This is a genomic window from Enterobacter sp. MGH 37, assembly GCF_000534515.1.
Classification (GTDB): Bacteria; Pseudomonadota; Gammaproteobacteria; order Enterobacterales; family Enterobacteriaceae; genus Enterobacter; species Enterobacter kobei.
Window position 1 is genome coordinate 2290530 of record NZ_KI973205.1, and the last position, 26414, is coordinate 2316943.

The window sequence follows — 26414 nt, forward strand, 5'->3', positions numbered from 1 at the left end:
GTATGTATGTGGAAAGCCCGGCGTTCCATTCCGGAATGTCTGGTATGCTCAAAATTCATGATGTGATCCGTGGCACATTTTCAGGTTTAATTGTATGATGAATGCGTTTCATCAAGGACTATCACCATGAGCAAATCATTGAACATTATCTGGCAATATCTGCGCGCATTCGTCCTGATTTACGCCTGCCTGTATGCTGGGATTTTTATCGCGTCGCTGCTGCCTATCACCATTCCTGGCAGCATTATCGGCATGCTGATCCTCTTTGTTTTACTGGCGCTGCAAATTCTGCCCGCAAAGTGGGTTAACCCCGGCTGTTTCGTCCTCATCCGCTATATGGCGCTGCTTTTCGTGCCCATCGGCGTCGGGGTCATGCAGTATTTTGATTTGCTCAAAGCCCAGTTCGGCCCGATTGTGGTCTCCTGCGCGGTTAGCACGCTGGTGGTTTTCCTTGTTGTGAGCTGGAGTTCACATCTGGTACATGGCGAACGTAACGTCATCGGGGAGAAAACAAAAAAATGATGGCTAATATCTGGTGGTCTCTGCCGTTAACCCTGCTGGTCTTCTTCGCCGCGCGCAAACTTGCCGCACGCTTCAAAATGCCGCTGCTCAACCCCCTGCTGGTGGCGATGGTGGTAATTATTCCTTTCCTGCTGCTCACCGGCATCCCTTACGAACGTTACTTTGCCGGCAGCAAAATCTTAAACGACCTGTTGCAGCCCGCCGTTGTGGCCCTCGCCTTTCCTTTATATGAGCAGCTGCACCAGATCCGCGCCCGCTGGAAATCCATCATTACTATCTGTTTTGTGGGCAGCCTGGTGGCGATGATCACCGGTACGTCGGTGGCGCTATTGATGGGCGCTTCGCCACAAATTGCGGCCTCTATTCTGCCTAAATCGGTGACCACACCTATCGCAATGGCGGTAGGCGGCAGCCTCGGCGGGATCCCGGCCATCAGCGCGATGTGCGTCATTTTCGTCGGTATTCTCGGCGCGGTGTTTGGTCACACCCTCCTGAACGCGATGCGGATCCATACTAAAGCGGCGCGGGGATTGTCGATGGGCACCGCCTCGCACGCCCTGGGTACCGCCCGCTGCGCGGAGCTGGACTATCAGGAAGGGGCTTTTAGCTCCCTGGCGCTGGTGATCTGCGGGATTATCACCTCCCTGCTCGCCCCGTTTATTTTCCCATTGATTCTGGCGGTGATGGGCTAAAATTTGCGATGCGTCGCGCAAATTTCATTTTGATTTCATAAGTTGCATACATAATGAGAAGTGGATCACATATAAAGCCCCAGCGGCTCCGTAAACTACCGATCCATTAACCTTTATGAGGCAAACGCCATGCACCCACGTTTTCAAGCTGCCTTCGCTCAGCTTGCAGAGAATTTGCAATCAGCCCTTGCTCCCGTCCTGGCAGATGCACATTTCCCCGCCCTGCTGACGGCAGAGCAGGTCACCATGCTGAAACAAGCAGCGGGACTGGATGAAGACGCGCTGGCTTTCGCACTGCTGCCCCTGGCTGCCGCCTGCGCGCGTGCCGATCTCTCCCACTTCAACGTCGGCGCTATTGCGCGCGGCGTCAGCGGAACCTGGTACTTCGGTGGAAACATGGAGTTCCTGGGCGCAACCATGCAGCAAACCGTTCATGCGGAGCAAAGCGCCATCAGCCACGCCTGGTTGCGCGGTGAAAAGGCCCTGAGCGCCATCACCGTGAACTACACGCCGTGCGGCCACTGCCGTCAGTTTATGAACGAGCTGAACAGCGGGCTGCAACTGCGCATCAACCTGCCGGGACGTGCGCCACACACGCTGGGCGATTACCTGCCGGATGCCTTCGGCCCGAAAGATCTGGACATTAAAACGCTGCTGATGGACGAGCAGGATCATGGTTTCGCCCTGTCCGGCGATGACCTGAGCGAAGCGGCCATTCGTGCGGCTAACAAGAGCCACACTCCGTACAGTAACGCCCCAAGCGGCGTGGCGCTGCAGTGCCGCGATGGCCGTATCTTCACCGGCAGCTATGCGGAAAACGCCGCGTTTAACCCAACGCTGCCGCCGCTGCAGGGTGCGCTCAACCTGCTGAGCCTGAACGGCTACGACTACCCCGACATTCAGCGCGCAATTCTGGCCGAAAAGGCCGATGCGCCACTGATTCAGTGGGATGCTACCGCTGCGACGCTCAAGGCGTTAGGCTGCACGACGATCGACCGCGTACTGCTGGCATAAATCCTTCCGGCGGACTGAAATGTCCGCCACATTGCTGAAAAACCCCTCAGTTGAGTCGCTGTTTCTTGCGCTAACCAGACGGGTAAAGTAGCCTGAGTGAACTTTCATCCACGAACGAGCCATCTCCATGTTAAAGCGCGTTTTTTACAGCCTGTCTGTCCTGGTCGGCATACTGCTGTTGATCGTGCTGGGTCTCGACCGCTGGATGAGCTGGAAAACCGCCCCTTACATCTTTGATGACCTGCAGGATCTGCCCTATCGCCAGGTAGGCGTGGTGCTCGGCACCGCCAAGTACTACCGAACCGGGGTGATCAACCAGTATTATCGTTACCGAATTCAGGGCGCGCTGAACGCTTACAACAGCGGCAAGGTGAACTATCTGCTGTTAAGCGGTGATAACGCGCTGCAAAGTTATAACGAACCGGTGACGATGCGTAAGGACCTGATTGCCGCAGGCGTGGATCCTGCCGACATCGTGCTCGACTACGCAGGCTTCCGCACCCTCGACTCCATCGTGCGCACCCGCAAAGTGTTCGACACCAACGACTTCATCATCATCACCCAGCGTTTCCACTGCGAGCGCGCGCTGTTTATTGCGCTGCATATGGGTATTCAGGCGCAGTGCTACGCGGTGCCGTCGCCTAAAGATATGCTGAGCGTGCGCGTGCGCGAATTTGGCGCGCGTTTTGGCGCATTGGCGGACCTCTACATTTTCAAACGTGAACCGCGCTTTTTAGGCCCGCTGGTGCCGATTCCGGCGATGCATGAAGTACCGGAAGACGCGCAGGGTTACCCGGCTGTGACGCCGGAGCAACTGCTTGATATGCAGAAGAAAGAGAAAAAATAGCCCGCCTTTATACTTTCTTTACGCCGGGCCTGCTGCTTTTTATCCCCCGTTTACGCCGCCCCATTTAAGCTGAGTTCACTGCCGCTACGGCTTCATTGAAGAACGACTATGAACTCGATAATAAATGCGTTTTTCCTCAAAAGTATCCGTCCGTATTTTAGCTTTCCCGGTTTATCACTCCCCGGCGCACTCAACTCAGGTCTGTGGCTTGATGAAAAAATTGATGCCCTGCAGCACAACATTTCCGTGGAAGTGGCGGATTATCTGGAGCGTTACCCGCAGACAAAACATGTTGACGTTTACCTCAACGATATCAACGGCATTATGCGCGGCAAGCGTCTCTCGGTAGAGAGCATGTTGAATCTGGAAAAAGGCTGCTACTTTCCCCTCTCTGTCTACTCGATGGATCAGAAAGGGAAAATAGCCGCCCTGCTGAATGATGAACCGGATCGACTCTGCATTCCTGTCGCCGGTTCCCTGCGCCCCTCAGCACAAGATCCGCACCACAACGCGCAGATCCTGCTGACGATGAAAGACAGCGACGACGCCCCCTGCCCGCTTGAGCCGCGCGTGATACTGCAGAACGTGCTGGCCCGCTTCCACCAGCACGGGCTGTTCCCGGTGATTGCCCCGGAAATTGAGTTCTACCTGACGGGGCAGGATCCTCATGAGCCGCAGAATCAGGGCTGCTTTCATATGGATACTTCGGCAGAACATACGGCGCTGTTTGACGAACTGGAACAGCTGGCACACCTTCAGCGCATCCCGCTGACAGGGATCGTCGCGGAAGCCGAGTCCGGGCAGTTCGAGTTAAACCTGAAGCATAGCCACCGCGTCGTTGAGGTCTGCGATAACGTACTGGCCCTGCGCCGCCTGACCCGCTACGTTGCCGAAAAGCACGGCCTGCAGGCCAATTTTATGGCCAAGCCTTTCAGCCAGCAGTCCGGCAGCGGTTTGCATTTTCATTTCAGCATGAACAATAGTCGGGGCGAAAACGTCTTCGCTTCACCAGTGAATGCGCTTAACAGCATGATGCGTTTATGTATCGCAGGTCAGCTGGCGCTAATGCCCGCCTCCATTGCCATTCTGGCGCCGGGCGTCAACGCGTTTCGCCGCCTGCGTAAAAACCTGACGGAACCCGTCTTTAACTCCTGGGGCTATAACACCCGCTCCGCCGCATTGCGCATTCCCTGCTCGGATGACAGCAACCGTCGTATTGAGTACCGACTGGCCGGAGCTGATGCCAATCCGTATCTGGTCGCCGCAACTATCCTCACCGGCATGCTGTACGGGCTGGAAAATATCGAGGAGGACGGTTTACCTGAACCTCAGCATGATGAACCCGCACTGCCGCTGTTTCAGCAGGAGGCGATTGAGACATTTTCCCGCTGTCAGTATCTCACCGACAGCCTGGGAGACGCTTTTTCTGAACAGTGTGTGGCCTGCAAGCTTTCAGAGCTCGACTGGTTTGAAAGCATTGTAACCCGCGAAGAGTCACGTCTTGCGTAGGACAAAAAAAGCCCGCTCGGTGAGCGGGCCAGGTAAAGCACGTGACGATTACTTCTTACGTGCGTACTTCAGTGAATCCAGCGCAACAGCGAAGATAATAATCGCGCCTTTAATGATGTACTGCCAGTACGGGTTCACGCCGATGTAGGTCAGGCCGTAGTTGATCACGGTGAAGATGATCACACCGGTGACCACACCGAGTACGGTACCCACGCCGCCGCTGAAGGAGACGCCGCCGACCACACAGGCTGCAATCGCATCCAGTTCGTACATAAAGCCGAGGTTGTTGGTTGCAGAACCGATACGACCCGCTTCCAGCATCCCACCGAAGGCGTAGAACACCCCGGACAGGGCATAGATCATCAGCAGGTTCAGGGCCACGTTGACGCCGGAAACTTTCGCCGCTTCCGGGTTACCGCCGATAGCAAAGATGTTTTTACCAAAGCGCGTTTTGTTCCACAGGATCCAGACGAACGCCACCGCGATCAGCGCATAGAAGGTGATATACGACAGGCGGAAACTGCCCAGCGCGATAAACCCTTGCGTGAAGGTTGAGAAGCCGCTGTCAAAGCCCGATATAGGAGACGCGCCCACGAAGTCGTAGTAGAGGGAGTTGATACCGTAAACGATGATCATCGTACCCAGCGTGGTGATAAATGGCGTCACGTTCAGGTAAGCGATGATGATACCGTTGATCAGACCAATCACCGCGCCGATGGCGCAGACAATCAGTATCACCACGAAAATCGGCATGGTCGCCATTTCCGGGAAGACCTTGTTGGCGTTTTCCATCGACTGCAGCAGGGTTGCCGCAATAACCGCCGCCAGGCCGACCTGACGACCGGCAGAAAGGTCAGTACCCTGGGTGACGATAAGGCCCGCCACGCCCAGCGCAATGATAATACGCACGGAAGACTGGGTCAGAATGTTACTCAGGTTCAGCAGACTTAAGAACGTAGGGTCCTGGAAAATGATAATGGCCAGCAGGACTAAAAGAACAACGTAAATTCCGCCTTCTTTCAGGTAAGTGAGAAAACTTTTTTTATTTAACGCACTCATGAGGAGCCCCTGATCTTAAAGGTGCAAAGACGCAAGACGCAAAATTTCGTTTTGCGTTGTCGTTTTGGTGTCAACAATACCGGCAACGAGACCATTGCTCATAACCAGAATACGGTCTGTGATCCCTAACAGTTCCGGCATTTCGGAAGAAATAATAATGATCCCTTTATTCTTTTTCGCCAGCTCGGCAATCAGCTGATAAATTTCAAACTTCGCGCCGACGTCAATGCCACGGGTAGGTTCATCCAGCATCAGAATTTCTGGCTGGGTTAATAACCAACGTCCGATAATGACTTTTTGCTGGTTACCCCCCGAAAGCGAACCAATTTGCGTGCGGTGACCAGGCGTCTTCACACGCATGGAGTCAATCACCCACTGGGTATCGCTCTTCATGCGGGAGTTATCCAGCAGTCCGACTTTATTTTTGTAATTACGAATATTAGAAATTAACGAGTTAAAGTTAATATCCAGATAAGCATAAATACCCGTCGAACGACGTTCTTCCGTTACCAGCGCAAAACCGTTATTAATGGCTTCGTTGGCATTGTGGTTGTTAATTTTCTTTCCGTGCAGCGTAATGGTGCCCTGGGCCTTCTCACGGATACCAAACAAGGTTTCCACAATGTCGGTTCGCTTTGCCCCCACCAGACCGGCAATCCCCAGGATTTCGCCTTTGTGCAGATCGAAGGAGACATCGCGGATGGACGGCTGACGCAGCGAGGTGAGATTGCGCACTTCAAGAATCACTTCACCCGGCTTGTTCTCTTTGTCCGGGAAGCGCTGGTTAAGGGAGCGGCCAACCATCATGGCGATGATCTTGTCCATATCCAGCCCTTCCAGCGGCTGCGTGGCAATCCACTGGCCGTCGCGCAGGATGGTAATCTCATCGCACAGCTGGAAGATCTCTTCCATTTTGTGAGAGATGTAGACAATACCGCAGCCGCGTTCTTTCAGCTTACGAATAATGGTAAAAAGGTGATTAACCTCTTTTTCCGTTAATGACGATGTCGGTTCGTCCATGATGACGATTTTCGCATCATAGGAGAACGCTTTGGCAATTTCGATCATCTGCATTTGTGAGACGGATAAGGTTCCCACGCGAGCGCGCGGATCGATATCAATATCCAGCTCATCAAAAATCGCTTTGGTGTCACGATACATTTTGTCCTGATCGACAAAGACACCTTTGGTTGGATAACGCCCCAACCACATGTTATCCATAACGGAACGTTGCAGTACCAGGTTTAATTCCTGGTGAACCATCGAGATACCGTTTTCCAGTGCTTCTTTCGCTGAATGGAAATCGATCTCTTTCCCCTGAAAAAGAATGCTGCCAGAATCTTTTTGATAGATCCCAAAAAGACATTTTAATAATGTTGATTTACCCGCACCGTTCTCCCCCATTAATGCATGAATAGAGTGAGGACGGACTTTTAAATTAACATTATCGAGTGCCTTAACACCGGGAAATGACTTGTTAATACCGTTCATTTCCAACAAGTATTCACCGGTTGACTGAGTAGTTGTGCTGACCATAATTATACCTTGTTGGCCTCGCATATCGCGTTATAAAAGGGCGCAACGAATTGCGCCCAGTGGAGACAGGTTAACTCACTTATTTACCGATAAACTCAGCCAGGTTGGACTGGTCTACGCCCACGTAAGGTACGCGAACGATTTTGTTGTCAATTTTCCAGCTGGTGCCATCTGCCGCGCCTTTACCGTCAGCGAGGTTTTTCGCCAGATCGAAGGTGGCTTTCGCCTGGTTATTGGCATCGTTCAGAACGGTACCGGCCATCGCGCCAGATTTAACCAGCGCCAGCGCTTCTGGCAGGGCATCCACACCGAATACCGGAATGGACGATTTATTGTGGGCTTTCAGCGCTTCTACCGCACCCATTGCCATCGCATCGTTGTTGGCAATAACCACTTCGATTTTGTTCGCGTTAGGGCCGGACAGCCAGGCATCCATCTTATCTTTCGCCTGGGCGGTATCCCACATCGCGGTATCTAATGCCAGCTGCTGGGTTTTCAGGCCCTTATCATTCAGCTCTTTGATAACGTAAGTCGTACGCGCTTCAGCATCCGGGTGACCAGGTTCGCCTTTCAGCAGAACGAACTGGATCTGACCGTCTTTGTTCAGGTCCCAGTTCGGGTTCGCTGCCCAGTGTTTCGCGATCAGATCGCCCTGAATAATGCCGGACTCTTTGGAGTCAGTACCGACGTAATACGCTTTGTCATAGCTATCCAGCGCTTTACGGGAAGGTTCTTTGTTGAAGAAGACGATTGGCACATTCTGGCCGCGCGCTTTTTCAATTACCGTGCCTGCTGCAGCCGGGTCAACCAGGTTGATCGCCAGGGCTTTCACGCCTTTCGCCAGCAGAACGTCGATCTGGTCGTTCTGTTTGGACTGGTCATTCTGGGAGTCATTCATCAGCAGCTGTACGTCTGGCGCTGCTTTCGCATCTTTCTCGATAGCTTTACGTACAACAGACATGAAGTTGTCGTCGTATTTATAAATCGTCACACCAATACGGGTATCTGCAGCGTGCGCTGCTGCACCAAAAAGCATGCTTGCCATTACAGCAGACAGGGTCAACACCTTCTTATTCATGGTATCTCCGGTTTTTTTTATGCAGGGTAGTTCTGGTGAATAACGAGCGGCAGGCAGATGTTAATAAAACGTTACTGACAGCCGACGTTCACTTATAAAATTTCTCTCTTCCGTGGTCGGTAACGCTCCAGAAATGCGTTTTATTCGTTGTTTGCGGCACATTGGCTACTGTTAAAGTGAATAGTCACCGTTACATAGCGTTTCAGCTGCTAAAACGCTGACATCATAGTCAGCGCCTTGTTAAGATACTGTGAATTTACTCACAGATTGAAAACGGTTACATCACCTCATGTAATCAGTTAGTGATCGGAGCCACAATTTGCCGCGACGCGACGGAATGTCGACGCACCAGGGTTGGCATGAAGCAATGCGTCGCCCCAGGATCCAGCAGCCCTGCGGCTCCCTGTAACGCCAGTTCAGTGGCCAGTTTTGCCATAGAAGCAATGGGATAGCGCACCGTGGTCAGCTGCGGGTCGGTGTAACGGGCGATCGGAATGTCGTCAAAGCCAATCAACGACAAATGCTGCGGCACCGCAATGCCGTTATCTTTCAGTGCCGTCAACGCGCCTGCTGCCATGCTGTCGTTATACGCAAACACCGCAGAAAGCTGCAGATTGCGGCCCAGTAGCTCCACCATTGCCGCCTCACCGCCCTGCATGTCAGGCGTACCGGTGCCGATCCAGCTCTCTGATGCGGTAATGCCCTGTTCTTTCAGGGCGTTTTGCCAGCCCTCACGCCGGTACGCGTCATCTTCAATTTGATGGCTGGAGGCAAGATAACCGATCCGCTGATGGCCGTTATTGATAAGCATTTTGGTGGCCATCATGGCGCCGCTGACGTTATCCAGCCCAACACAGCGGTGGGCATAGCCCGGCACAATCCGGTTAATCAGCACCATGCCCGGTATCTGTTCCATAAACCCGGCAAGCTCTTCATCACTTAAGGCTTTGGAGTGAACAATCAGGGCGTTACAGCGCTGGCGAATCAGTACTTCGATGGCATGACGCTCTTTCTCCGCCTCATGATAGCTGTTGCCAATCAGCACATATTTTTGATGCTGCTGGGCAACCACATCGACCGCTTTCACCAGCGCACCGAAAAAGGCGTCTGAGACATCCATCACCACCACGCCGATGGTATCGCTGACCTGCGTGGCAAGCGCCTGCGCGTTGGCATTTGGCCGGTACCCGAGCTGGGTCACGGCTTTCATTACGGTTTCACGGGTTTCAGGGCTCACCAGCGCACTGTTGTTCAGCACGCGGGAGACAGTAGCCACAGAAACGCCCGCCAGACGGGCGACATCACGAATGGTGATCATATTCACCATCCTTCAAAGGATTGCAGCAACTCACAGACACCCCCTGTGTTTAGCAAGGTGGCTATTTTGGCAGCGAGAGAAAAGGGACTACGTGAAGAAGCTCACAGTCATGAAAACGCTTACATCCGTTTTGTTAATGATTGTGATCCAGATCGTTATCTGGATGTATTACTCAATGATACCCCTGAAGCATGTGCGGTTAACTGATGCCACACCCACTCCAGCGGCCCCTGACGGAAATAACGCAGCCAGATAAGGGAAAACGCCAGATTAACCGCCCAGATTGGAATAACAAACGCCAGCAGCCCGAGGCGGTCGAATTTCATAAACAGGCCAAAGCGATAGAAAATCGTGGTGCATATCAACGTTTGCAGGAGGTAATTGCTTAACGCCATGCGCCCGACGCAGGCGACTGCGCTGACAAGCCACAGGCGAGAAAGCTGCGGCCAGAAGCCATATATTAGCGCCGCGTAGCCGATGGTCTGGAATGGCGCGCTCAGTTCACGCGGTACCTGGAGCAGGAAAGCGCACCAGCGATAATCCCAGTGAATGTGCCACTGTGTCATCACCGCCGGGAGATTTATCAGCACGCCGAGCAGAACCAGCCCCGCCCCGGTGAGACGATAATGACGCAGGCTGAACTCCCCTTTTAGCCAGCCGGTGCGCATCAATGACGCCCCCATCAGCATCATCCCTGCCAGCTGCCAGCCGTATTGCGCCCCCAGCGCAAGAAGGTTATCCCCCAGCATATCCGCCCGGTTGCTAATGGCTTCCGTACCGCCTTTTAGCTTCCAGAACTGCTCGTACTGCAGGTTTGCAGCATCCGGGATCCAGGAACGGTTGGTCGCTTCGCCAGAGATCATCCCCAGCAACAGCAGCACCCCAAGCCCCATGAGATAGAGCATCACGCCGGTGTTAAACAGGCTTTTCACGCTGTGCGCATCACGAATGAGACGCCAGCAGATAAGCCCGACTAACCCATACGCGAGAAGAATATCGCCGTCCCAGAAGAACAGACCGTGGATAAAACCGAGGATCACCAGCAGGGTTAAGCGCGACTGGATCCAGCGGGTGCCGCGTTTAAGCAGAAGCTGTAGTCCTGCGCCAAACAGCAGGGCAAAGAGCGTGAGGAATTTAACCTGGGCAAACAGGTCAAGGATTGCCCAGGTCCAGGCATCGCTTCGGGTGATATCGCCGTACCAGGCGGGATTGAGATAAGCGGCCTTCGGCAGACCGAAGGCGCTAATATTCAGCAGCAGGATACCCAGTATGGCGACGCCGCGAACAAAATCGAGCGTGACGTTTCGCTCCATGGTCCCTGCCCTGTGAGATTAGTTGTGGTGACGCACGGCGCGCAGGAACTCCTGGCGGGTGTTCTGGCTCGATTTAAACAGACCGCCCAGCGAAGTGGTGGTGGTTGCACTGGTCGCATCACGTACGCCGCGGGCTTTCACGCAGTAGTGAACGGCATCGATGGAGACCGCCACGTTATTGGTGCCCAGCAGCGTTTGCAGGGCAATCAGGATCTGCTGCGTCAGACGCTCCTGAACCTGAGGACGCTGCGCGAAGAACTGCACAATACGGTTGATCTTCGACAGGCCAATCACCGTATCTTTCGGAATGTAAGCCACGGTCGCTTTACCGTCGATAGTGACGAAGTGATGTTCGCAGGTGCTGGTCAGCGTGATATCACGTACCGTGACCATCTCGTCCACCTTCATCTTATTTTCGATAACGGTAATTTTCGGGAAGTTGGCGTAATCCAGGCCAGAGAAAATTTCGTCGACGTACATTTTCGCGATGCGCTTAGGCGTCTCCATCAGACTGTCATCGCTCAGATCGAGATTCAGCAGTTGCATGATCTCGGTCATATGCCCGGAAATCAGACTTTTACGGGTTTCATTGTCCATATCCTGAACGGGCGGACGCAATGGCGTTTCGAGACCGCGCGCAAGCAGGGCTTCATGGACCAGGGCAGCTTCTTTACTGAGTGATGACATTTTCTTCTCCTGCAGGTGTGGCGTCTTTCGCCCTCGTTGTGGCAAAAGTATGCGCTCATTGTGCGTGAGGCGACGCACATAATCCAGTATTCACGACGATAATTATTGCAATTGCTGTTGCCTTTCAGCGTGACGATTCCAGACCAGGGCGCCGCCGATGAACAACGCGACGCCCGCCAGCCCCAGCGCAGGCTCCAGCCGGTGGGTTAGCCAGGTCGATAACGCCGACGTCACCGGGCCAATCAACTGCCCGATGGCATACCCGGTGGTGAGCAGTCCCGCCATATAACGCGTGTGGTTCGGTGCCAGCTCTCGGCCGTATAAAAGGGAGAGCTGCACGGCGCAAAGGAACCCGCCACCTACCAGCAGCCCGCCCGTCAGCAAACCGCCGATGCCCGGCAGCAGCCAGGCCGCCAGGACACCCGCGCCCTGAAGCCACAGCACGATAGCCAGCCTGCGGTTAGCCGTGGAGATATGTCGCAAGGCAATGCTGAGCGCAATCCCCACCACGGAGGCGAGACCAAAAATCGGCCAGACAAACTGGGCAAACAGGCTACCAGGAAAGCGCACGGCGGCCATTTGCGATAAAAAGGTCGCCGGAAGGATATAGCCAAATCCCGCCAGGCTGTAGCTCCAGACCAGGCGCTTTAAATCCGCGGTCAGCCGCAACGGCTCAGGCGCAGTCCCCGGGCGATGAAGCTGGCCCGCACGCGGCAGATAGCGTGCCACCAGCGCAATCAACACGAGCGCCAGCACGCCGTAGATCTGCCACGCCGCACCGGCCGAAAGGGATTTCGCCTGAATATAGACCGCGAGCAGGCCGCTCAGGGCGATACCCGCGCCGGGGCCGGCAAACACCGCAGCACTGAGCCCCGGTTTACCCAGTTGCCCCAGCCGCTCGTTGGTCCAGGCGGCAATGAGTACCATTGACCAGCCACTCATGCAGCCGATCGCAAAGCGCAGCAGGCCGTGTATGACGGCGTTATCCGCCGCCGCGGAGAGCAGCGTCAATGCAACCGCACCCGTAATGCCGAGCCAGAGCCGCGTTTCAACAAAGCGGTGCGCGCGCATGGCATCCCATGCTCCCACCAGATAGCCAAGATAATTCATCGCCGCCACCAGGCCTGCGCTGGTGAGCGTGAGTTGCCCGGCGGCAATCATCAGCGGTACCTGAGGCGTAAAGGCAAAGCGCCCTATCCCCATCGCCACCACCAGAACGACAAACCCACTAAGCGCAATACGCAGCGCCATGATCGCTCCAATTGTTAAAGAAAAGTAAATTTATGATGCAGCATCTTGCCGTTGCGCGAAAGTGAAAGTTGCTCACAGGTAAATGAAAACGCTGTATTATGATGCTAATGAATAGCTATTCTCATTAAGGAGCCTTGCATGGAACTGCTCGAAGAGCACCGTTGTTTTGAAGGTCGACAGCAGCGCTGGCGGCACGACTCCACCACGCTGAACTGCACCATGACGTTCAGCATTTTCCTGCCACCGGCAGAGAATCCGCCTGTTCTGTTCTGGCTTTCTGGCCTGACCTGCAACGACGAAAACTTCACAACCAAAGCCGGTGCGCAGCGTATTGCGGCCGAGCTGGGTATCGCGCTGGTGATGCCCGATACCAGTCCCCGTGGGGACGATGTGGCGGATGATGCAGGATACGACCTGGGTAAAGGCGCCGGGTTTTACCTGAATGCGACCGGGCAGCCGTGGGCGAGTCATTATCGTATGTATGACTACATCCGTGACGAGCTGCCTGCGCTGATTCAGGCCGAATTCGCGGTAAACGATCGCTGCGCCATCAGCGGACACTCCATGGGCGGACACGGGGCGCTAATTATGGCGCTGAAAAACCCCGGGAAATATACCAGCGTCTCTGCGTTCGCGCCGATTGTTAACCCAACGCAGGTACCGTGGGGACAAAAAGCCTTCACCCACTATCTGGGCAAAGATGAAACGAAATGGCAGGAATGGGACAGCTGTGCGCTGATGCTGGCGAGCGACTCAGCGAATGCTATCCCGATGCTTATCGATCAGGGCGATGCGGATCAGTTCCTCGCCGGGCAACTCCAGCCCGCCGTTTTTGCTGAAGCGGCACGCCAGAAGGACTGGCCGCTCACGCTGCGCATTCAGCCAGGATATGACCACAGCTATTACTTTATGGCCTCCTTTATTGAGGATCATCTCCGCTTCCACGCGGCGCATTTGTTCGCGTAATTTTCGCTATTTGCCCGATAGCCTCTCGCCTGTCGGGCTTTTCCCCTTATTGACATAATCCTATCCGCTTGAAACCAGGCTATTTTCTTGCCAACACATCAAACACAAATGATTTCAATTATCATTTGTGTTTACAATTATACATTCTTTTGTACAATTCCAGACTCTTCTCCATCACAAAGAGTTCTTACAAGACAAATACATACAGTTCTCAGGGTTATCCCGATGGAGTTTTTTTCTTTTTATATGGAATGTACAAATGACAATACCACGCGTTAAATTGCTGGCCGCCGCCATTGGCGCCGCCACACTTTCCTCCTTCGTTCACGCAGCCGATCAGGACACCGTTGTCGTCACTGCGACGGGTTTTGAACAAAAAATCCAGAATGCCCCCGCCTCCATCTCGGTGATTTCAAAACAGCAGATTGAAGATAAAGCCTACCGTGATGTCACCGATGCCCTGAAAGACGTCCCGGGCGTCGTCGTTACTGGCGGCGGGAGCAGCAGTGATATCAGTATTCGCGGCATGGCGTCGCAGTACACGCTGTTCCTGGTGAACGGCAAACGCGTGAGTACGCGCAGTACCCGCCCAAACAGCGACAACTCGGGCATTGAACAAGGCTGGCTGCCGCCGCTGGAGTCCATTGAGCGTATCGAGGTTATCCGTGGCCCGATGTCCTCACTTTACGGCTCTGATGCTATGGGTGGAGTCATCAACGTCATTACCAAAAAAGTGTCGAACACCAAAGCCTGGACAGGTTCGTTGCATGGCGATGCAACCTTCCAGGAAAACAATGATTCCGGTGATATCTTTCAGACCAACGCCTACGCTTCAGGTCCCCTGATTGACGGGCTGCTTGGCGCAAAAGTGACGGGGCTTTTGTCACGCCGCGCAGAAGATAAGATTGTGAACGGGTATAACGAGCAGAAAATGCGTAACGGCGGTATTACGTTGAATTTCACGCCGGACGAGCAAAATGATTTCGACCTCGACTTTGCCCGTGAACTTCAGGACAGAAACAGCACGCCGGGGATGTCGAAAGCGACGGAAACCTGCCGTGGAACAACCTGTACGCCAAATACCAAAAGCGAAACCCGCTATGAACATACCACCTACTCATTAACCCACAGCGGTTATTACGACGACTTCAATACCACCAGCTATATCCAACAGGAAGAGACGAATAACCCGGATCGTGAAATGCGCTCGTACAACACCACCTTCAACAACCAGAACCAGATCTTCCTCGCCGATCATACCCTGACTCTCGGCGGGCAATATCGCTATGAGAAACTGCGCGACAACGGCAATCAGCTGGAGGCTGCCGATGGCCTGAACAAACTGACACGCTGGAGTTGGGCACTGTTTGCCGAAGATGAATGGGCAATGACGGAAAGCTTTACGTTAACCGGCGGCCTGCGCATGGACAAAGACCAAAACTATGGTACTAACTGGACGCCACGTGGTTACGGTGTATGGCACCTCGCCGAGCAGTGGACATTGAAAGGCGGGGTTTCTGCGGGCTACCGTGCACCGGACCTGCGTCAGTCGTCTGCCAACTGGGGGCAGGTAACGGGTGGTGGCCGTCTTGACGGTATCATCGTTGGCAACCCGGACCTGAAACCAGAGAAGAGTCTGAGTGAAGAGATCGCCCTGCTCTGGGATAATAACGACAATCTTAATGCCGGTGTGACGCTGTTCAATACCGACTTCAAAGACAAAATTACTGAAGTTCGCCGCTGTAACAGCAGTTCCGATCCCGCCTGTACGATTGGCGATCACAGCTATGATTTCGTGAGCGATCGCGTCAACGTGGACAAAGCCAACATGCGCGGCGTGGAGTCTACCTTCGGCTGGAAAATCACGCGCGATGTGAACTGGACTGCCAACTACACTTATACGGAATCCGAGCAGAAGAGCGGCCAGTTCTCCGGTAAGCCGTTGAACAAAATGCCAAAACATATGTTCAATACCACCCTGGACTGGCAGGCGACACCAGACGTCGGCTTCTGGAGTCGTCTGAACCTACGCGGTAAAACGTCTGAGTATCTGAGCCGTACATCAATGTCCCAGGGTACACCGTCCTATACCCAGGTGGATGTGGGTCTGCGCTACAACGCGAACAAAAACCTGCTTGTGACTGCCGGTGTGTATAACGTGCTCGATAAGCAAATTGATTACGATACGTATGACACCGTGCTTGATGGGCGTCGTTATACCGTTGGCATGACTTACAGCTTCTAACCGCCCCATAAAAAAGCCCGCTCGAATGAGCGGGCTGAAAGAGAGGAATTGCGGTTATTGTTTAAATCGTTCCGGGAATTCCATTTCACTGTAGCGAACGAAGTGTGTTCCTTTCGTCAGTTTGTAACCAAACCAGATGATCAGGAACAGCGGAATACCAATGTAGGTTGCCGTGACGGCGCCCCAGTCGATAGTATCCGCGAGGAACGCTTCATAGTTCTGGCCCAGCGTAATAATCAGACACAGAATGAAGGCGAAAATTGGCCCCAGCGGGAAGAACCCTGAGCGATACGGCAGGTCGTTCAGATCATGACCTTGCATTACGTAACCGCGACGGAAGCGATAGTGGCTGATGGCAATGCCCAGCCAGGCGATAAAGCCCGTCATCCCGGAGGTGTTAAGCAGCCACAGGTAAACCGTCTGGTTGCCGAACATAGAGGTCAGGAAGCACAGACCGGCAATCACCGTGGTGGCATACAGAGCGTTACGTGGCACACCACCGCGAGACAGTTTAGCGAAGATGCGCGGCGCTTTACCGTCGCAGGCCAGGGTGTAAAGCATACGGGTGGACGCGTACATACCGGAGTTCCCCGCAGACAGCACTGCCGTCAGGATCACCGCATTCATTACCGCCGCCGCAGAGAGCAGTCCCGCGTGCTGGAAGACCAGAGTGAACGGGCTGACGCTGATGTCTTTCACATCGTTACGCAGCAGGCTTGGATCGGTATACGGAATGATCAGGCTGATAATCAGGATCGCGAACACGTAGAACAGCAGGATACGCCAGAAGACCTGACGCACCGCGCGCGGAATGTTCTTCTCCGGGTTTTCAGATTCACCGGCCGCAATACCAATCAGCTCAGTGCCCTGGAAAGAGAAGCCGACAATCATCGCAACGCCAATCATGGCCGAGAACCCACCGGCAAACGGCGCATCGCCTATTGTCCAGTTGCTCCAGCCCGCAGGCTCTGCCCCTTTGAAAATACCAACGATCATCGCCACACCGACGACGATAAAGATGATGACGGTTGCCACTTTGATCAAAGAGAACCAGTATTCTGCTTCACCAAACCCGCGTACGGAGATGTAGTTCAGCAGGAAAATGACGACCAGGAACAACGCGCTCCAGATCCAGCCCGGCGTGTCCGGGAACCACCAGGTCATCACCAGCTGTGCGGCGACGAGGTCAACGGCGATGGTAACAGCCCAGTTGTACCAGTAGTTCCAGCCCAGCGCGAAGCCGAAGCCTTCTTCCACGTATTTTTGTCCGTAGGTCGAAAACGAACCGGATACCGGCATGTATGCCGCCAGTTCACCCAGGCTGGTCATCAGGAAATAGACCATCAGGCCAATCAGGATATAAGAGAATAATGCCCCACCCGGGCCGGCTGCCGAAATCGTTGCGCCAGAGGCAACGAAAAGACCTGTACCGATGGAGCCGCCAATGGCGATCATCGTCAGGTGACGCGCCTTGAGTTCACGACGTAGCGTGGGCGCTTCTGTGGTTTTAGTTTCTGAAACCATGTGAAAATGCTGTCCATTCAATAAATGAGGCGCGATTGTAGCAGACGATCGGCGTTCCTTCCGGCAGAAATACTCAGTTATAAGAGAGCTTCATGACGCGGCCAGGATTATAAGTAAAGCATCATTTTTCCCTCCCCCTTTTGGGGAGAGGGCCAGGATGAGGGGCAATTTCACATCTCGCAATAGCGCAGAAAACGCTGCAGCGAACTGGAAAGGTGTTTCTGACGATGATGGATGCACCACAGCGTGCGCACCAGTTTCGGCAATGGAACAGAAATTTCCACCAGCGATCCCGTCTCAAGCTGTTCGGCAATCACGCGTCGGGAAAGGCAGCTGATACCCAGTCCATGACGCACCGCATGCTTAATCGCCTCCGAGTTCCCCAGCTCCATTCCCAGCTGGAAATGCGGCAAATGAGACAGCAGCAGGTAATCGACAATTTCACGCGTGCCGGAACCCTGCTCGCGCAGGATCCACTGAGCCTGCGCCAGGCGCTCCAGCGTCACCTCGCCCTGTAATAAAGAAGAGGCCGGGGAGGCAAACACTACCAGTTCGTCTTCCAGCCAGGGCTCGGCGATGATATCGACGTTGTGGCACGGACCTTCAATGAGACCGATATCCACGCGAAAATCGATCACCGCGTTGATGACGTCCTGGCTGTTACCCACGCTCATCTCCAGCGGCAACGAGGGAAAATCCCGGCGATAGCGGGCAATCACTTCCGGCAGGATGTAGTTACCGATGGTACTGCTGGCAAAAACGCGGATCGCGCCGTTGTCTTCGCGGAACAGCTGTTCAATTTCGATAGCCTGCTCCAGCAGAGCCAGCGCGCGCGGGTAAAGCAGGCGGCCATGCTCATTGACCACCAGACGCTTCCCTACCCTGTCGAAAAGCTGAACGCCTAACTGTCCTTCGAGATCGGTCAACGCCGCGCTAACGGCAGACTGAGAGAGCGCCAGCATTTGTGACGCCTGAGTCGTAGAGCCGCTCTTCAGCACTTCGGCAAACACTTCCAGCTGACGCAATGTAATGTGCATGGTCACTTACCATTTATATAGATTGATTATAAGTATATAATCAATTTTATTTTTAAGCCAGATCGCCGTAACCTTTAGCCAGACAAAGGAGAAGGTTATGTCAGAACTCACCTTACAACATCATCGTACAGTGTGGCACTTCGTGCCGGGTCTCGCGCTCAGCGCCGTCGTCACCGGTGTGGCCTTATGGGGCGGCAGTATACCGGCAGTGGCCGGTGCCGGGTTTAGTGCCTTAACGCTGGCTATTTTGCTCGGCATGGTGGTCGGGAATACCGTCTACCCGCACATCTGGAAATCCTGCGACGGGGGCGTCATTTTCGCCAAACAACATTTATTACGTCTGGGCATTATTCTTTACGGTTTCCGCCTGACCTTTTCGCAGATTGCGGATGTCGGCGTGAGCGGGATTGCCATTGATGTCCTGACCCTTTCGAGCACCTTTATGCTGGCGTGCTTTATCGGCCAGAAGGTGTTTGGCCTGGACAAGCAGACCAGCTGGTTAATTGGCGCAGGCAGCAGCATTTGCGGTGCGGCAGCGGTACTGGCAACGGAACCGGTCGTTAAAGCTGAAGCCAGTAAAGTGACGGTGGCCGTCGCGACGGTGGTCATCTTCGGTACGCTGGCGATCTTCCTTTATCCGGCTATGTATCCGCTGGTGGCGCACTGGTTTAGCCCGGAAACCTACGGCATCTATATCGGTTCGACGATGCACGAGGTGGCACAGGTGGTCGCAGCAGGTCACGCCATCAATCCGGAAGCGGAAAATGCCGCGGTCATCGCCAAAATGCTGCGCGTCATGATGCTGGCCCCGTTCCTGATTTTCCTGGCCGCGCGGGTTAAGCAGCTGGCTCCGGCAGGTGGCAGCGAGAAAAGCAAAATCACCATTCCGTGGTTTGCGATCCTGTTCATCGTGGTCGCTATCTTTAACTCGTTCCACCTGCTGCCAAAAGCGGTCGTGGATATGCTGGTGACGCTGGATACGGTGCTGCTGGCCATGGCGATGGCGGCTCTGGGTGTGACCACGCACGTCAGCGCCCTGAAAAAAGCCGGCGCAAAACCGCTGCTGATGGCGCTGGTGCTCTTTATCTGGCTGATTGTGGGCGGCGGCGCGATTAACCTCGCCGTACATAGCCTGATGGCATAAACCCTCTCGTCGTTCTCCTGTTAACCCGTTATGATAAGCGTTTCGGGTTAACAGGAGTCTTTTTATGAAATATGTTGGAGCGCACGTCAGCGCTGCAGGTGGCCTTGCAAACGCCGCCATTCGCGCCGCCGAAATCGAGGCAACCGCTTTCGCCCTGTTCACCAAAAATCAGCGCCAGTGGCGCGCCGCACCGCTCACCACCGACGTGATTGATGATTTCAAAGCCGCCTGTGAAAAATACCACTACGGGCCGGGCCAGATCCTTCCCCACGACAGCTATCTGATTAACCTCGGTCATCCGGTTCAGGAAGCGCTGGATAAATCCCGCGAGGCGTTCCTTGATGAAGTGCAGCGCTGTGAACAGCTGGGGTTGACGCTGCTGAACTTCCATCCGGGTAGCCATCTGATGCAGATCGACGAAGACGCCTGTCTGGCGCGTATTGCTGAGTCCATCAACATCACCCTGGAGAAAACCAACGGCGTGACCGCGGTGATCGAAAACACCGCCGGTCAGGGCAGCAATCTCGGTTTTAAGTTCGAACATCTGGCGGCGATCATCGACGGCGTGGAAGATAAATCCCGCGTGGGCGTGTGCATTGATACCTGTCACGCGTTTGCGGCTGGTTACGATCTGCGTACAACCGAGGCAACGAAAAACACGTTCGATGAGTTTGAGCGCATCGTTGGCTTCAAGTACCTGCGCGGTATGCACCTCAACGATGCGAAGAGCGCCTTTGGTAGCCGGGTTGACCGCCACCACAGCCTGGGCGAAGGCAATATCGGTCACGATGCATTTCGCTTTATTATGCAGGATGCCCGTTTCGACGGTATCCCCATGGTGCTGGAAACCATCAATCCGGATATCTGGGCGGAAGAGATCGCGTGGCTCAAGGCACAGCAGACCGCTGAACAGGCGGCATAAAAAAAGCCGGGTTGCTTCGCACCCGGCTTTTTTGTTGCTTATCGCTTACGCTGCTTTTGCAACCCCTTCCGCTTCCGGACGTTTCAGCACCGCGTAAGAGAGACCCGCCACCAGCGTACCGGCAATGATTGCCAGCAGGTAACCCAGTACCGGGGTGATTGCGCCAGGGATCAGCAGGACGAACAGACCACCATGTGGTGCCATCAGCTTCGCGCCAATCGCCATGGAGATGGCCCCCGTCACCGCACCGCCCACGATACAGCATGGCAGCACACGCATTGGATCACGCGCCGCGAACGGGATTGCACCTTCGGTGATGAAGCACAGACCCAGCACCAGCGCCGCTTTACCACCTTCCTGCTGCGCTTTGTCGAACTTACGACGGGCGATAATGGTCGCCAGGCCGAGCGCCAGAGGTGGCACCATACCGGCCGCCATGATCGCCGCCATCGGCGCGTAGGTCTGGGTACTCAGCAGGCCAACGCCAAACGCGTATGCCGCTTTGTTCACCGGACCGCCCATATCGGTACACATCATACCGCCGAGGATTGCGCCCAGCAGAACCGCGTTCGCCGTACCCATGGTTTGCAGCCAGTGGGTCAGACCCGTCAGGATGCCCGCTACCGGTTTACCGATGAGGTAAATCATCGCCAGACCCACCACCAGGCTGGAAATCAGCGGGATGATGAGAATCGGTTTCAGCGCTTCCATACTCTGCGGCAGCTTCAGCTTCGAGCTGATCAGCTTCGCGACGTAACCGGCCAGGAAGCCGGCAATGATACCGCCGATAAAGCCGGAACCGGTGCTGACGGCCAGCATACCGCCGATAAGACCCGGCGTCAGACCAGGACGATCAGCGATGGAGAAAGCGATAAAGCCTGCCAGAACCGGCACCATCAGCGCGAACGCTGACCCCCCGCCGATCTGCATCAGCGCAGCCGCAAGCGTACCTTCTTCTTTAAATGCTGTAATACCAAACGCAAACGAGAGCGCGATACACAGACCACCCGCCACCACCATCGGCAGCATGTAAGACACACCCGTCAGCAGGTGACGGTAGGCCCCCGCAGACTCTTTCTTCCCTTCGGTGGCGGTTTTAGCCGCACCGGTAGCCTGGTAAGGTTTGGCTTCCGCCAGCGCTTTATCAAATTCCTGAGCGGTCTTTTTCAGCGCCAGGCCGGTTGAGGTGCGGTACATCGGCTTACCGGCAAACTTCGCCAGATCGACTTCGATATCGGCCGCCACAATCACCAGATCGGCTTCCGCCACTTCTTCCGGGGTGATGGCGTTACCGGCACCCACGGAGCCACGGGTTTCGACTTTTACCCACCAGCCGCGTTTTTTCGCTTCGGTTTCAATGGCTTCAGCCGCCATAAAGGTATGCGCTACCCCGGTTGGACACGCCGTTACCGCCACAATGCGTTTCGGCCCGGCGGCTGTAGCCGCGGTCGGTGCTGTCGCGACAGGTGCGCTGTAAACCGACGCGTGGCCTTTCGCTTCACTCAGGAACAGTTCTGGATGTGCCACCGCGCGATTAATATCGCCCAGCCACACTTTTTTGCCGTTCAGCGAACTGTCCGCAGGGATTTTATCACCCAGAACAATCGCCAGTTCAGCATCACCCGGGTTATCAATGATGTCCAGGTGTGCTTTTTGTGCCGCCGCGCCCAGCAGGGTCTTCGCCATATAGGCGCGAGCCTGTCCGAGACCGGAGTCAATGATCAGCAGCGTTTTCATTATTCCTCTCCTGCTGTTAGTTAAAAGGTTTTAAGTCAACGCGCGCCATCATCGCGGCTAACTGGGTACGATCGGTAATACCGACATTGCTCTGGCTCACGGCCAGGGCTGCAACGGCGGTGGCAAGACGTAACGTATGTTCACTGGATTCACGCATCAGCAGGCCGTAAATCAGGCCGCCAACCATCGAATCCCCAGCGCCAACGGTACTCACAACTTCCATTGACGGCGGTTTGGCAATCCATTCGCCAGAAGCGTTAACCCACAACGCGCCTTCTGCACCCAGCGAGATCACGACGTGAGCGATACCCTGCTCACGCAGCGCATGGGCTGCATCAATCACATCTTTTAATTCTGGCAGCTTACGGCCAGCCCAAATCTCCAGTTCGCGGCGATTCGGCTTCACCAGCCATGGAGACGCTTTCAGACCCGCAACCAGTGCGTCACGGCTGCTGTCGAAAATAATGCATGGGCACTGGCTACGCAGGCGCGTCATCCAGTCGGTAAACGCTTCCGGGCTCACGCCGGACGGCAGGCTGCCGCTGACGCACACCATGTCGAACTGACCGAGCCAGGTGAGGGAGTCGTTAACAAAGCGCTCCCAGTCTGACGGGGTGACTTCGAAGCCAGAGAAGTTCAGGTCGGTCACTTCACCGTCTTTCTCCGTCAGCTTGACGTTGATACGGGTACGGCCCTGAACGACCTGGAAGCGGTTAGCAATGCCCAGCTCGCTGAACAGCTGCTGGAAACCGTCCTGGTTATCTTTACCGAGGAATCCACCCACGGTGACATCGATACCGAGATCCTTGAGCACTTTCGCGACGTTAATCCCTTTGCCCGCAGCATGCAGGCCAGTGGTACGCACGAGGTTTACTTCGCCGCGCTCAATCTCCGGGCAAAACCCCACCAGGTCATATGCCGGGTTCAGCGTAATAGTCGCAACACGTCTGCTCATTATGCGCCCTCCCCCAGACCTGCCGCGATGGCGTCGCCAATCGCTTTCAGCGCCTGTTCAGCATCAGCACCCTGCGCGGTGAAACGCAGACGGTGACCTTTCTTCACGCCCAGCGCGACCACTTTCATCAGACTACGGCCGTTGGCCGGTTTGCCCGTGCCATCAAGGTTAGCCACGGTGATCTCACTTTCGAATTGTTTAATGGTATTCACCAGCATGGTGCCTGGACGGGCGTGCAGGCCGTGTTCGTTACGTACCACGAACTCAGCGGTCAGCAGGTCATCCGTCAGCGCGTCATCACTGGTCAGCAGAGCCAGCACGGTGGCAGCATCCGCGTTCAGCAGTTTTTCAGCTTTGTTATTCAGCAGCAGATCGCCCAGACGCTTCAGCACCGACACTGGCTGCTCATCGTTCATCGCCACGGTGACCAGCATGGCGGCAGGCTCACCCTCAACGTCAAACGCTGTGGCTGCACGGCTCACCGCGATAGCACTGCGCAGGTTGCCTTCAGCACTGTCGTTCAGCCAGATACCCTGGCCAAGATTCAACGGTTTGTCGTTAATCACACGCGTCACAAAGGTGGCATCAGCCGCCCCGGCTTCTTTAAGACGACCCGCGTTCAGCGCCTGCAGCGTGACCAGATCCGAAGCCACAACATCCAGCGTCAGCGTGTCATTATCCAGTTTCAGCGCTTCACTCTGTTTTTCACCCATCAGCAAGGCACGCAGCTCTTCAGCGGTTGTCGCTGACTTCAGCTGTTCTGCCACGGCGTCATCGCTCAGGACATGCGTTAGCTGACGCAGCAGGCCCAAATGTTCGTCGCTGCTGGCCGCAATGCCGATAGCCACATACGCTACCTGACCTTCGCCCCAGAGCACGCCCTGCGGGAACTGATAAACCTTCACGCCGGTTTTCAGCACCTGGTCGCGGGTGTCTGTTGTACCGTGCGGAATGGCAATCCCATTACCGAGGAAGGTGGAGGTCTGCTGCTCGCGCGCCAGCATACCGTTTACGTAGCCGTCCGCGACGTTGCCTGCCTGCACAAGGGCAGCGGCAACCTGACGAATAGCCTCTTCTTTATCCCCGGCCTGAGCGCCCGGGTGAATATCCTGAACAGATAACTGGAACATGGTTCTCCTCTCCTGCTGAAAGTGAATCGTTTCAGCTTACATGAGAAAAAATACGCTAGCCTGCTCCGTTTGCTAAAACAAGATAGCGCTGAAACGTTTCAAAAAGTCTTGCGCTTTCTGCAATGTCTTGCAAGAAAAGTCGTATTTCCGATCTCAGAATTTAGAGATGCAGCACATTTCTTCCGCATTCAGCTGAATTTTGCTGAAGTTCAGCAAATCAATTTCAGCTAAGTTCAGCCAGCAGGGTGAGAAGTTGAAATGCCATTTTGATTTTTCGTGGCATCATTGACCTCGTCCACTGTTTATTTTTTAGCTAACGGCGTAAACTCCGCCCCTCTCTGTTACTCGCTAATTATAAAACATGCATAACACCCCTGCGGCCACCTCGCCGAAGCCCTTCGATTTGACGTCAACGGCGTTCCTGATTGTTGCCTTCTTCACGGGCATTGCTGGCGCGTTGCAAACCCCAACGCTGAGCTTATTCCTGACCAACGAGGTTCACGCCCGTCCTGCGATGGTTGGCTTCTTTTTTACCGGGAGCGCCATTATCGGCATCCTGGTAAGCCAGTTCCTGGCGGGCCGTTCCGACCGAAAAGGCGATCGTAAAAGCCTGATCGTTTTCTGCTGCCTGATGGGCGTCCTGGCCTGCGTTTTGTTTGCCTGGAACCGTAGCTACTTCATTTTATTGTTCGTGGGGGTTTTTCTGAGCAGCTTTGGCTCAACCGCCAACCCGCAGCTGTTTGCCCTCGCCCGCGAGCATGCTGACCATACCGGGCGTGAAGCGGTGATGTTCAGCTCGGTCCTGCGTGCTCAGGTGTCGCTGGCGTGGGTGATTGGCCCGCCGCTGGCTTACGCGCTGGCGATGGGGTTTGGCTTTACGGTGATGTACCTGAGCGCGGCGGTCGCATTTGTGGCGTGCGGTGCGATGGTGTGGTGCTTCCTGCCGTCAATGCGCAAAGAACCCAAAGTGGTGACAGGCGTTCTGGAGGCCCCGCGCCGTAATCGTCGCGATGCCCTGCTGCTGTTTATTATCTGCACGCTGATGTGGGGCACCAACAGCCTGTATATCATTAACATGCCGCTGTTTATTATTGATGAACTGCATCTGCCGGAGAAACTGGCCGGCATAATGATGGGCACCGCTGCCGGTCTGGAGATCCCGACCATGCTGATAGCGGGCTATTACGCGAAGCGTTTCGGAAAACGTTTTTTGATGCGCATCGCGGCCGTCGCCGGGCTGCTGTTCTACGTTGGTATGCTGACGGTCCATACGCCGGGGCTGCTGCTGGCTTTACAGCTGCTGAACGCCATCTATATCGGGATTCTGGCGGGGATTGGCATGCTCTACTTCCAGGATCTAATGCCGGGCCAGGCAGGCTCAGCGACCACCCTTTATACTAATACCACGCGCGTGGGCTGGATTATTGCAGGCTCCATGGCCGGGATCGTTGCTGAGATCTGGAACTACCACACGGTGTTCTGGATTGCGCTGGTGATGTGTACGCTGACCATTGGCTGTCTGGCGAGAATCAAAGACGTTTAAGGCGCGGTGAGCGCTTCCAGCTCAAGCAGATAGAGCATCGCCTGCGCACGCGAACTGCCGCACATCTCGACCCCAGGCTGCAGCCCGGAGCAGACCTTCGGGCGCAGGGGCGAACCAAAGATCATACACAGGTTGGATTCAGAGAGCTGAACACAGCGGGTATTGGCGGGCTTGCCCTCCGGCATTCCGGGTATCGGGCTTGAAATGGACGGAGCGGTACAGCACGCGCCGCAATCTGGACGACAATCCATACATGCTCTCTCAGTGACGAAGCCCGTGCAGTCGGGCATCGGGCGCACAGTAACACCTTTTGTGCGTTGATAGCAAAAGCCACGAATTCCGCTTGCCTGAAAGGCCGCGCACGAGTAATTTGGCGCGATATTTT

The 26414-nt window shown here is 54.9% G+C and carries 23 protein-coding genes; 10 read left to right on the plus strand and 13 right to left on the minus strand.

The window, feature by feature from the left end:
• Positions 1–126 precede the first annotated feature (126 nt).
• The 5 genes from L383_RS12870 to L383_RS12850 all read left to right on the plus strand — a co-directional run bounded on the left by L383_RS12870 (position 127) and on the right by L383_RS12850 (position 4584).
• Positions 127–522 (plus strand): CidA/LrgA family protein, encoded by a 396-nt coding sequence (locus L383_RS12870; RefSeq protein WP_014884558.1) that lies wholly within the window; start codon positions 127–129, stop codon positions 520–522.
• Positions 519–1214 (plus strand): CidB/LrgB family autolysis modulator, encoded by a 696-nt coding sequence (locus L383_RS12865; RefSeq protein ID WP_014884559.1) that lies wholly within the window; start codon positions 519–521, stop codon positions 1212–1214. The genes L383_RS12870 and L383_RS12865 overlap by 4 nt, the downstream gene beginning before the upstream one ends.
• 129 nt (positions 1215–1343) lie before the next feature.
• Positions 1344–2228 carry a cytidine deaminase gene (gene cdd, locus L383_RS12860; RefSeq protein WP_014884560.1) on the plus strand — a complete coding sequence of 295 codons (885 nt, stop codon included), beginning with the start codon at positions 1344–1346 and terminating at the stop codon, positions 2226–2228.
• 127 nt (positions 2229–2355) lie between these two features.
• The gene (gene sanA, locus L383_RS12855) at positions 2356–3075 is read left to right on the plus strand and encodes an outer membrane permeability protein SanA (RefSeq protein WP_014884561.1); all 720 of its coding nucleotides are present in this window, start codon (positions 2356–2358) and stop codon (positions 3073–3075) included.
• A gap of 120 nt (positions 3076–3195) precedes the next feature.
• Positions 3196–4584 carry a glutamine synthetase family protein gene (locus tag L383_RS12850; protein ID WP_032629318.1) on the plus strand — a complete coding sequence of 463 codons (1389 nt, stop codon included), beginning with the start codon at positions 3196–3198 and terminating at the stop codon, positions 4582–4584.
• Positions 4585–4632: 48 nt separating this feature from the next.
• On the opposite strand, the gene mglC is transcribed toward L383_RS12850, so the two are convergent.
• The 7 genes from mglC to L383_RS12815 form a co-directional block, all read right to left on the minus strand.
• Positions 4633–5643, minus strand: a complete 1011-nt coding sequence (gene mglC / locus L383_RS12845) for a galactose/methyl galactoside ABC transporter permease MglC (RefSeq protein WP_013097952.1) — start codon at positions 5641–5643, stop codon at positions 4633–4635.
• A gap of 15 nt (positions 5644–5658) precedes the next feature.
• The gene (gene mglA / locus L383_RS12840) at positions 5659–7179 is read right to left on the minus strand and encodes a galactose/methyl galactoside ABC transporter ATP-binding protein MglA (RefSeq protein WP_014884563.1); all 1521 of its coding nucleotides are present in this window, start codon (positions 7177–7179) and stop codon (positions 5659–5661) included.
• Positions 7180–7258: 79 nt separating this feature from the next.
• The gene (mglB, locus tag L383_RS12835; RefSeq protein WP_014884564.1) at positions 7259–8257 is read right to left on the minus strand and encodes a galactose/glucose ABC transporter substrate-binding protein MglB; all 999 of its coding nucleotides are present in this window, start codon (positions 8255–8257) and stop codon (positions 7259–7261) included.
• A gap of 295 nt (positions 8258–8552) precedes the next feature.
• Positions 8553–9575, minus strand: a complete 1023-nt coding sequence (gene galS / locus L383_RS12830) for an HTH-type transcriptional regulator GalS (protein ID WP_023330922.1) — start codon at positions 9573–9575, stop codon at positions 8553–8555.
• 155 nt (positions 9576–9730) lie between these two features.
• Positions 9731–10888 carry a DUF418 domain-containing protein YeiB gene (gene yeiB, locus L383_RS12825; RefSeq protein ID WP_023330923.1) on the minus strand — a complete coding sequence of 386 codons (1158 nt, stop codon included), beginning with the start codon at positions 10886–10888 and terminating at the stop codon, positions 9731–9733.
• An 18-nt stretch (positions 10889–10906) separates the two neighbouring features.
• Positions 10907–11575: a GTP cyclohydrolase I FolE gene (gene folE, locus L383_RS12820; protein WP_023330924.1), complete on the minus strand. Its 669-nt coding sequence runs from the start codon at positions 11573–11575 to the stop codon at positions 10907–10909.
• A 102-nt stretch (positions 11576–11677) separates the two neighbouring features.
• Positions 11678–12826: a YbfB/YjiJ family MFS transporter gene (locus L383_RS12815; RefSeq protein ID WP_023330925.1), complete on the minus strand. Its 1149-nt coding sequence runs from the start codon at positions 12824–12826 to the stop codon at positions 11678–11680.
• 138 nt (positions 12827–12964) lie between these two features.
• Between L383_RS12815 and fghA the strand changes: the two genes are divergently transcribed.
• Together fghA and L383_RS12805 are read left to right on the plus strand one after the other, a co-directional pair.
• Complete coding sequence (fghA, locus tag L383_RS12810; protein ID WP_023330926.1) at positions 12965–13792, plus strand: S-formylglutathione hydrolase; 828 nt, start codon at positions 12965–12967, stop codon at positions 13790–13792.
• A 259-nt stretch (positions 13793–14051) separates the two neighbouring features.
• The gene (locus tag L383_RS12805; RefSeq protein WP_023330927.1) at positions 14052–16037 is read left to right on the plus strand and encodes a ligand-gated channel protein; all 1986 of its coding nucleotides are present in this window, start codon (positions 14052–14054) and stop codon (positions 16035–16037) included.
• Positions 16038–16091: 54 nt separating this feature from the next.
• On the opposite strand, the gene lysP is transcribed toward L383_RS12805, so the two are convergent.
• Both lysP and yieE read right to left on the minus strand, forming a co-directional pair.
• Positions 16092–17561, minus strand: a complete 1470-nt coding sequence (gene lysP, locus L383_RS12800) for a lysine-specific permease (protein ID WP_014884571.1) — start codon at positions 17559–17561, stop codon at positions 16092–16094.
• A gap of 170 nt (positions 17562–17731) precedes the next feature.
• Positions 17732–18598: a DNA-binding transcriptional regulator YeiE gene (gene yieE / locus L383_RS12795; protein WP_023330928.1), complete on the minus strand. Its 867-nt coding sequence runs from the start codon at positions 18596–18598 to the stop codon at positions 17732–17734.
• Between the two features lie 97 nt (positions 18599–18695).
• Between yieE and L383_RS12790 the strand changes: the two genes are divergently transcribed.
• Together L383_RS12790 and nfo are read left to right on the plus strand one after the other, a co-directional pair.
• Positions 18696–19742 (plus strand): YeiH family protein, encoded by a 1047-nt coding sequence (locus L383_RS12790; protein ID WP_014884573.1) that lies wholly within the window; start codon positions 18696–18698, stop codon positions 19740–19742.
• 64 nt (positions 19743–19806) lie between these two features.
• Positions 19807–20664, plus strand: a complete 858-nt coding sequence (gene nfo / locus L383_RS12785) for a deoxyribonuclease IV (protein WP_014884574.1) — start codon at positions 19807–19809, stop codon at positions 20662–20664.
• 45 nt (positions 20665–20709) lie between these two features.
• Here the strand turns inward: nfo and fruA are convergent, their stop codons facing one another.
• The 3 genes from fruA to fruB are packed head-to-tail and all read right to left on the minus strand — an operon-like array spanning position 20710 to position 24486.
• Entirely contained in the window at positions 20710–22401 is a 1692-nt protein-coding gene (fruA, locus tag L383_RS12780) for a PTS fructose transporter subunit IIBC (RefSeq protein ID WP_023330929.1), read from the minus strand.
• Between the two features lie 16 nt (positions 22402–22417).
• Positions 22418–23356, minus strand: coding sequence for a 1-phosphofructokinase (fruK, locus tag L383_RS12775; RefSeq protein WP_008500936.1), 939 nt, complete (start codon positions 23354–23356; stop codon positions 22418–22420).
• Positions 23356–24486 (minus strand): fused PTS fructose transporter subunit IIA/HPr protein, encoded by a 1131-nt coding sequence (gene fruB, locus L383_RS12770; RefSeq protein ID WP_023330930.1) that lies wholly within the window; start codon positions 24484–24486, stop codon positions 23356–23358. The genes fruK and fruB overlap by 1 nt, the downstream gene beginning before the upstream one ends.
• Before the next feature lie 361 nt (positions 24487–24847).
• On the opposite strand from fruB, the gene setB reads away from it, so the two are divergent.
• Positions 24848–26029, plus strand: a complete 1182-nt coding sequence (gene setB, locus L383_RS12765; RefSeq protein ID WP_023330931.1) for a sugar efflux transporter SetB — start codon at positions 24848–24850, stop codon at positions 26027–26029.
• Here setB and L383_RS12760 read toward each other — a convergent pair.
• Positions 26026–26280, minus strand: coding sequence for a YkgJ family cysteine cluster protein (locus tag L383_RS12760; protein WP_023330932.1), 255 nt, complete (start codon positions 26278–26280; stop codon positions 26026–26028). The genes setB and L383_RS12760 overlap by 4 nt on opposite strands.
• Between the last annotated feature and the right edge of the window lie 134 nt (positions 26281–26414).

Coding starts and splice junctions, on each gene's coding strand:
- L383_RS12870 (WP_014884558.1), top strand. CDS start 127: ATGAGCAAATCATTGAACATTATCTGGCAATATCTGCGCGCATTCGTC.
- L383_RS12865 (WP_014884559.1), top strand. CDS start 519: ATGATGGCTAATATCTGGTGGTCTCTGCCGTTAACCCTGCTGGTCTTC.
- cdd (WP_014884560.1), top strand. CDS start 1,344: ATGCACCCACGTTTTCAAGCTGCCTTCGCTCAGCTTGCAGAGAATTTG.
- sanA (WP_014884561.1), top strand. CDS start 2,356: ATGTTAAAGCGCGTTTTTTACAGCCTGTCTGTCCTGGTCGGCATACTG.
- mglC (WP_013097952.1), bottom strand. CDS start 5,643: ATGAGTGCGTTAAATAAAAAAAGTTTTCTCACTTACCTGAAAGAAGGC.
- mglA (WP_014884563.1), bottom strand. CDS start 7,179: ATGGTCAGCACAACTACTCAGTCAACCGGTGAATACTTGTTGGAAATG.
- mglB (WP_014884564.1), bottom strand. CDS start 8,257: ATGAATAAGAAGGTGTTGACCCTGTCTGCTGTAATGGCAAGCATGCTT.
- galS (WP_023330922.1), bottom strand. CDS start 9,575: ATGATCACCATTCGTGATGTCGCCCGTCTGGCGGGCGTTTCTGTGGCT.
- yeiB (WP_023330923.1), bottom strand. CDS start 10,888: ATGGAGCGAAACGTCACGCTCGATTTTGTTCGCGGCGTCGCCATACTG.
- folE (WP_023330924.1), bottom strand. CDS start 11,575: ATGTCATCACTCAGTAAAGAAGCTGCCCTGGTCCATGAAGCCCTGCTT.
- L383_RS12815 (WP_023330925.1), bottom strand. CDS start 12,826: ATGGCGCTGCGTATTGCGCTTAGTGGGTTTGTCGTTCTGGTGGTGGCG.
- fghA (WP_023330926.1), top strand. CDS start 12,965: ATGGAACTGCTCGAAGAGCACCGTTGTTTTGAAGGTCGACAGCAGCGC.
- L383_RS12805 (WP_023330927.1), top strand. CDS start 14,052: ATGACAATACCACGCGTTAAATTGCTGGCCGCCGCCATTGGCGCCGCC.
- lysP (WP_014884571.1), bottom strand. CDS start 17,561: ATGGTTTCAGAAACTAAAACCACAGAAGCGCCCACGCTACGTCGTGAA.
- yieE (WP_023330928.1), bottom strand. CDS start 18,598: ATGCACATTACATTGCGTCAGCTGGAAGTGTTTGCCGAAGTGCTGAAG.
- L383_RS12790 (WP_014884573.1), top strand. CDS start 18,696: ATGTCAGAACTCACCTTACAACATCATCGTACAGTGTGGCACTTCGTG.
- nfo (WP_014884574.1), top strand. CDS start 19,807: ATGAAATATGTTGGAGCGCACGTCAGCGCTGCAGGTGGCCTTGCAAAC.
- fruA (WP_023330929.1), bottom strand. CDS start 22,401: ATGAAAACGCTGCTGATCATTGACTCCGGTCTCGGACAGGCTCGCGCC.
- fruK (WP_008500936.1), bottom strand. CDS start 23,356: ATGAGCAGACGTGTTGCGACTATTACGCTGAACCCGGCATATGACCTG.
- fruB (WP_023330930.1), bottom strand. CDS start 24,486: ATGTTCCAGTTATCTGTTCAGGATATTCACCCGGGCGCTCAGGCCGGG.
- setB (WP_023330931.1), top strand. CDS start 24,848: ATGCATAACACCCCTGCGGCCACCTCGCCGAAGCCCTTCGATTTGACG.
- L383_RS12760 (WP_023330932.1), bottom strand. CDS start 26,280: ATGGATTGTCGTCCAGATTGCGGCGCGTGCTGTACCGCTCCGTCCATT.